We start from the raw sequence: 7,307 nt of genomic DNA, 5'->3' as shown, positions 1-7,307 counted from the left end.
ATACGCACTCTCTTTTTGCAAACGCTCATAATATCTTTGGTTCTTCCAGCTTTCATATTCACTTTTAAAAGCACGTTCCACTTTCCTCATAGAATACTGAATAGATACATTCTGTTGAAATTTTTGAAACGGCTTTGATTTTTTCATGTGATGGATTCTCTTTTGTTCCTTATCATATGCCTTCATTTCTTGTAAAAAAGCGTTCCCCATTCTTTTATATAGGTCATTAATTTTATTCGTTTTATAATTTTCATATTGCTTCTTATCATACTTTCCTTCCCCATAAGCTTCTTTAAAAACTTGCACTTCTTTATCTAGCTTTTTGAGAAATTGATCGTAATCTTTTTTATGATGATGTTGTATATATCGCCTGCTTAATTCATCAATTTCCGGCTTTAATGGTTGAATCGTATTGTAGCTATATTGCCACTGTCTTTTATCACTAGGTAACTGTTTATAAATTCGTAAAAACAGTGGTTTCAAATGTTGATTGCGCCAATCAAAAACGGAATCTTCTTTTTTCCTTCCCACCATATTATTTCTAATTAAATCATTAATTTGTTTTTGCTCCTGCTTATGATCTAACAGATTATTTACGACTTTTCCCTTCATCGCATCTAATGTTTTTGGTTTTCTTTTACCACGTTCTCTCGTTGGAAAAGGTTCTACAGTTGCTACATGGATATGGATATTATCCGTATTAAAATGAATGGCTGCCGACCAGATAGAGCTTTTTTCCAATCCCTCTCTTTTTTGCATTTCCTTCATCGCAAGCCTTGTTACATCCATTAACTTTTTTTCATCCAATGTTTTTGTTTTCTCATCATAAATTCCTTGTTTCTCTAACCAGGGATTATGAAAAGAAATGACATCTTGCCACATGATACTTCCATTCTCATGAGCGGTTTTAAACATTTCCTTTAAGGACTTTTTTTCACTTTCTGTTAAACGATTTGCGTGTTCCGTAAATAGTGCCGATGTCTTTTCTGAATTCCCCATATAGTCTTGATACGTTTCGAACATTTTCGGATTCAGCTTCACTTCACTTTTCGCCTCCTCCCGATCTACATAATCAATATAGTTCTGAAATGCATCGGAACTTGGCAACACAAATTTCGTTTTTAAAACAACACCCGGTGTGATTGATGATTGAACAGGAACAGCATTACTCATTTTCAATATCCTGCATCATCATTTGAATAAACTCATTCATTTTTTCCATTGCGCTATAACAATCACTCATCATATGGATGTTCTTTTCAATGAGATTTTCTAATTCCATTTCCCTTTTATTTTGTTGCTGAAAAAATGCCAACATTTCAATTTGAGCTTTCAAAAACTTTTGCCTGGATACTCCTTTCCTTTTTGCGATTTCATCTATTTTCTTTAAGGCAACTGGATCTATATCTCTTATTTTTAGATTCACAATTTCCGCTCCTTTCTGCAATTGTGGGTAGAGATCAAAAAATAGTGAGAAGAGCATAAGGGGTTTCTGCCCCCACCGAGGGTGTGGGGCTAGGCGGAGCCTAGCGAAACGATGGGGGCAAGAAAATCCTCTAGGTGAGTACTCACTGATGACACAAATTAAACTGATGAGTACTCACTGACGATACAAAAACTAACAGATGAGCACTCAGTGAGTACTCAAATATCACTGGTGAGTACTCACTGACGACATGACTTTTTTCACTTTTTATTAATTTCTTGTGCCTTTTGCTCTAACTTTTTGATTTTATCTCGTGCAATTTTTTGTTCTCTTTTAAACAATTCAACGTTCTTTTCTGATGATTTTATTTTTGATTCTAGGGATGCTATTTTCGATTGCGTTTCCGTTTTTTCCCCATCGGTTTGATACTTCATTTCATCTTTTAGTTCTTTTACTTTTTCATAAACTGTCTTCGCATTTTCTTCTTCCAGTTTGATTGCTTTTCCATAATTTTTGATCTTTGTTTCAATATCTTTTTTGTCTCTTTCTATAAAATCTAACTCATAGGTTTTTTTGTCTTCAGCTAACAATTCATCATTTGCTTTTGTTTTTCTTTGATCAGTAAAAATCGACTGAACAAGTTTATTCGGACTTTTTGTTGATGCATTTTCTTCTTCATATTCGTTCACATCTTGTGTGAATTTACGAATATCCATTTGTTCGTTTTCACTGTTTTTATTATAAATATCAAAAGCTAATGCCCCCCAATTCGGAGATAATTCCTTTACTTCTACTACGTAATTTCCGTTCTCTTCATACAATACTTTGACAGGTAACTGAACACCTGGATTTGCTTTTTGCTGTGCTTTAAATGTATATCCTGTTTCCTCATATCCTTCTAATCGAAAGTAAATTTGTATAAAGTTTTTGTGTGGATTGTATTCCCTTTTCTCTACAATCAATTTCCCCATACCAGACAACTTAATTACTTTATTTGTCTCTGTATGGAATAGTTTTTCATCGTTTGGCATGTAAATTTTTGATGTCAAGAAAGCGAAAAAACCCAAAAATAAAAAGCTGATAATTGTTAAGTAGATCCACGACTTATTTTTTCTTAGATTGATTCTTTCACTCTTCTTACCAATCGCTCCTATCACACTCTCACCCCACCTTTTTCGTTATAAAACTTTCATATTTAACTCTTCCACACTTGTAACTCGCCATGTTTCCTTATCTTTTTTCATGATGATTCGTAACACATTGTTTACTTTTTCTTCTCGGTTTTGCGTTGCATCTGTCGTGACATTTATAAATTCAGCTAACACATTTACCTCCTCTTTATCGGGTTCATTTTCTTGTAAATAAAACTTCATTTCTATTGGTTTCGTTTTATACGTATCTCCTAATTCGTATTTATCAGTTGGATAAAATTGTTGTAATAGTTCTTCACTCATAATAGATTTTGCTTTTTCTTTTCGCTCACTGTAGCCTTCTTTTTCTCGATGAAATGATAATTGGATAAACGTTTCGGCTGTCGATAAATACGCCCTTCTCTGTTGTTCTTGTGCGGAAGGAAGCACCTTATCCAATCGGTTTTTTAAGTCATCATTTTGTTTTGTTAGTAATTCATTTGAAAGTTTTAACTGTTTTTCTTTGCCATCACTCATTGATTTTTTGCTCAAATAGATATTAAAAGCTGTTACACCTACAACTAAAATGACAAACACAATAAACAAGGATTTTCGTTTATCTTTCATATTAAATTCCCCTTTACTTCGTAATATCGTTTAGTTGTTTAGTAGCATTCCAGTATGTTTGTATTGCTGTTTTTACTGCGTCTTCTGATGGGAAATTTGCTATCACCCATAAATAAGTTTTCCCTTCATAGTGAAATGTGTCTTGTTCTATAAAGTGCGGTATCTCATTTTCTTTCAATTCTCGATGTAAAAGAAAATTTGAATCATCAACATTTTGTATCAAATAATTTGATGGTTTAATAACTTCATTTTTAAATTCCTCAAACGGCGCTTCTATTAATTTCATATTAATTTCCCCTTTACTTTTGATTTTTTTTAGAACCTTCTTACATGACCAGAAAAGACTTTTTTCCAATATGGATTATTTAAATCTTCAATGGAAACCCCTTTATTTGTTTGGCAACCAATGAAAGTATTTTTATCAATTACAATGCCAACATGCCCATCATGTTTGTAAGTATCAAAGAAAATAACATCACCCGGTTTCATATCATTTGCTGATACTTTTGTACCAATTTTATTTAATGTTTCCGTACTTACAGCTCCTATCGGACTGGTATACATCCCTACTTGTTCGAATGCCCAGCGTACAAAACTTGAACAATCAAATATCCCTCTTGCGATGTCATTTGTGTTACGTCCACCACCAAATACATAGGTAGAACGCCCTATCCATTGGCGACCTACATCGGCAACTTTTGAACCGCTACTTCCGCCACTTCCTGGATTTCCTCCACCACCAGAAACAACAGAACCCGGCTGATAATACTTTAAAACTGCATCAACATAAAGTATATCGCCATAACACGCTTGATACGGTACGGCTTCTGGTCTAAGGCAATGATACATGCCTGTATGTTTTACTTTTTGATACTGTTGTTGTGAAAATTTGATTGCTAATTCTTTCGTATACTTACCACCATTTGCGCCAACAAAATCAAAAAATCCTGTCCCGAATAGTGATAGGTAAGGATTTGAAGTTATCTCCACCTTTTCCCCCACTTCACACCGTACGTGAGACTTTCACCTCATACGGCGTTCCATCTGATTCAATTGACCTAACTTTTATATTAGAGAGAAGATAGGTGCTCGATTCGCAAGTATCCTTAGCTTATCGAACCTTTTCTTCTTTGCTTCTTCTATTTCATAGTTGGCTAAGATGGATTTTGCCTTCTCTGAATCATCATTATGAATTGCGACATGTATATCTTCTAGCACAATTATCAGGTTTTCATAGTCGTCTTTCCCGCCAAATTCCAACGGAATTTTATGGTGGCAGTGCCAACCAATTAGACCCAATTCCTGTTTAGTAATTGCACATCTTCCATACTGTGCTACAAATTTTGAAATACGATTGTCGTTATATTCCACGGTTCGATGATTCATATAAAATCGTTGCACATGTCTAAGTGTTTCTTTATCTATAGCTTTCAAGGTATCGTGAATTTCCGCCCTACCTTCTTCGGTATAATTTGAAATAGATTGGGTAAAATTCCTTGCTGATTTATGCTTTTGTGCGTGAATCGGGATTAGTACAATATCTTGAATTTTATAGAGTTTCGGATTATAGCTCCGATACCTTTTTCTCAAAGTAGATGACATATCGTGCTTAGTGGCTCTTTTCCAATCTCGCCTCAGTCGGTTATAGAGTGTTCTTATGAGATGGCAACTCATTTGGTCTAAATCTTTATTAATATGGGTTGCAGCCGCATAATAATTTTGTATGCCCATCACAACTGTGTTGTAATGCCATACTGACTCTGGCGTCTGCTTTTTACTTATTTTCTTGATAGCTTCCTTCAATTTGCCGTAGGCATTTTCTCTGGCTTTTTGACACATCCTGCTATGAGCAACATGCCGATTTCTCTTTTTCCGTGCCTTAATAGTGAATCCCAAGAAGTCACTAGATTTCTTTTGTAAGTTAACAATTTGGGATTTCTCAGTACTAATTTCAAGCTGTAGCCGTGTTTTGAGAAAATCTTTTGTTGCTTCAAACATTTTAAGAGCCGTTGGATAGTTACGACATAATATTTTGAAATCATCTGCATATCTAATGAGAAAGCATTCTTTCAAATTACTTTTCTTTAATGCTCTATATTTATCTTTTCTCGCCACATATGAGTGTTTAGTCTCTATAGTCTCCCATTGGTCACTAATCCACCAATCTAACTCATTTAAAACCACGTTAGAAAGAAGAGGACTTAAAATGCCTCCTTGCGGAGTTCCTTTATTCGGGAAACCTTCATTAATGATTTCTGCTTTTAACAAACTTGAAATGATAGACAGTAATTTTTATCTCTTATACCCATGTTCCATAACTGTTTCATGAGCTTTCCGTGATTTACATTATCAAAGAATCCTTTGATATCTATGTCCACACAGTAGTGAAAACCTCTTCCTTGACTATTCACCAATGATTTCATTCTTGCTAATGCATGATGTGTACTTCGATTTGGACGGAACCCATAACTATGGGCATGAAACTTTGCTTCACATATAGGTTCAAGGATTTGTAAAATACATTGTTGAAACAATCTATCCCATATTGTTGGTATTCCAAGAGGTCTTTTTTTACCATTAGGTTTCGGTATAAAAACTCGCCTAACCGCTTGTGGTTTGTACCAAGAGAACATTGATTTAATCTGTTCTATCACTTCATCTGTTAAAAGCGATTTTATGTCGTTGATGGTCATCCCATCGACTCCAGCTGTTACACTCCCCATATTTCTTTTTATGTTTCGGTATGCCAATTTGATGTTTTCATCCATCATCATAAGCTCTATTAGTTTATAAAAGTTGTCTCCATTTTGACTTTGCTGATATAAGCCGTCCATAATGGACTGCATATCATAATATTCAGCATGCCTAAGCTTCGCAGTTTTCTTTATAAGTCGGTGCTCCTTTCAGAGTTAACCTTTTTTAGTCTCACAAGAACCTTATAATTCGACTGATTTGCTCTATAAAATGGTTGGTCAATCTTCTGTCAGACTAATGGCTATCCCTCCATGATGTTTCCATCATTTCGTAGGTACTGTGCCATCACTCTCACCACCATAAATAAAGGTTATATGCACGCTAATCTCACGAACATTTTCCCCTTAAACATTTCAATAAAGATAAGTTCTCCATGTTGGTGGCTTTCCACGTTCCACTACTTCTATCTGTTCATGACACTTTTAGGGCTCTCCTTTAAGCCTGTTAACTGGATGCCGCCTGTAACGACATATGGGTTTTCATAACAACTATTCTTACTTACCCACATTAACGCCACGCTCGTGGCACACACATTTCTATGCGTTAAGCGTTCTAGACCCGTACATTCGGAGATTCGTCAGATTCTGCCTACCCGATGGTTTTTGTGAATCCATTCTACCCATGAGTGTTTTGTAGACTCCCGACCTATAGGCTACATCATCCACCTCTGGACAACTTTCGTAGTACTTACGTACTTTACGGTAGCTCTCAGCCGACTTTACCGAGCTTCACACACTTACAGTTCTTATCCACTGCATCATGCATGTCGGAGTATCAGAGGAAGCCCTTCCAGGCGTTACCCTTTCATTTGACTTCTCGAAATAGTAGTTCTCCTGATTTCATATCAGTGCTTAACCTTTTCAGTTAAGAACGTGTCGCACAATTGTAAGCTTGAAGGGCTGTTTTAATATGATCCATGTCCCCTGGACTCGTTACTCCGGCTCTTTCTATCGCATGTTTAAACTCCTGTACACCAGCCCAAATACTGTAGTCCGGATCTGTAATACAGTTTGGTGATTTACAATATTTCGTATTAAAAGCGCCTTCGGAACTCTGCATCGGATCACTACCACGTCCTCCGCTCTCTTGCATCATTTGAGCAAGCATTAAAGCAACAAACGGTTCCACGCCAAAGGCTTTCGCATGCTTCCGAATCGTAGGTTCCCATTTTAGAACTTCAGGTGAAACATTCATGACTTGCCCTTCACCTGTATACGTAATATCACCCGTGTCTGTTCCACTATCACTCCCCATTGCTGCAATAAAAATGCTTACTACTCCAAGTAAAAGAAAAGAAAAAAGACCCATCACAAGTAGTGCTAAAGTGATGAGCCATTTCTTTGGTATAATCTTTAAAACTAGATGCATAG

At 35.9% G+C, this 7,307-nt stretch carries 5 protein-coding genes and 3 pseudogenes; all 8 read right to left on the bottom strand.

The window, feature by feature from the left end:
* Positions 1-1,173, bottom strand: a 1,173-nt coding sequence (gene mobP2 / locus CN409_RS30630) for a MobP2 family relaxase (RefSeq protein ID WP_098217968.1), incomplete at its 3' end; no start/stop codon positions are given.
* Complete coding sequence (locus CN409_RS30625) at positions 1,166-1,426, bottom strand: hypothetical protein (protein ID WP_002109697.1); 261 nt, start codon at positions 1,424-1,426, stop codon at positions 1,166-1,168. The genes mobP2 and CN409_RS30625, both read right to left, overlap by 8 nt.
* Positions 1,427-1,686: 260 nt before the next feature.
* Positions 1,687-2,583 carry a hypothetical protein gene (locus CN409_RS30620; protein ID WP_097982048.1) on the bottom strand — a complete coding sequence of 299 codons (897 nt, stop codon included), beginning with the start codon at positions 2,581-2,583 and terminating at the stop codon, positions 1,687-1,689.
* Between the two features lie 21 nt (positions 2,584-2,604).
* Positions 2,605-3,183, bottom strand: a complete 579-nt coding sequence (locus tag CN409_RS30615) for a MerR family transcriptional regulator (RefSeq protein WP_097982050.1) — start codon at positions 3,181-3,183, stop codon at positions 2,605-2,607.
* A gap of 13 nt (positions 3,184-3,196) precedes the next feature.
* Positions 3,197-3,469 carry a hypothetical protein gene (locus CN409_RS30610; RefSeq protein ID WP_097982051.1) on the bottom strand — a complete coding sequence of 91 codons (273 nt, stop codon included), beginning with the start codon at positions 3,467-3,469 and terminating at the stop codon, positions 3,197-3,199.
* Between the two features lie 29 nt (positions 3,470-3,498).
* Positions 3,499-4,140: pseudogene (locus CN409_RS30605) on the bottom strand (C40 family peptidase); the annotation flags it as partial.
* A gap of 108 nt (positions 4,141-4,248) precedes the next feature.
* Positions 4,249-6,029 (bottom strand): annotated as a pseudogene (gene ltrA / locus CN409_RS30600) (group II intron reverse transcriptase/maturase).
* 781 nt (positions 6,030-6,810) lie between these two features.
* Positions 6,811-7,305, bottom strand: a pseudogene (locus CN409_RS30590) (lysozyme family protein); the annotation flags it as partial.
* Positions 7,306-7,307: the final 2 nt, after the last annotated feature.

Source organism: Bacillus sp. AFS012607, from assembly GCF_002558005.1.
In the GTDB taxonomy this organism is placed as follows: Bacteria; Bacillota; Bacilli; order Bacillales; family Bacillaceae_G; genus Bacillus_A; species Bacillus_A thuringiensis_S.
The sequence above is the reverse complement of the archived record's forward strand: the minus strand, read 5'-3'. Positions and strand labels throughout refer to the sequence as shown.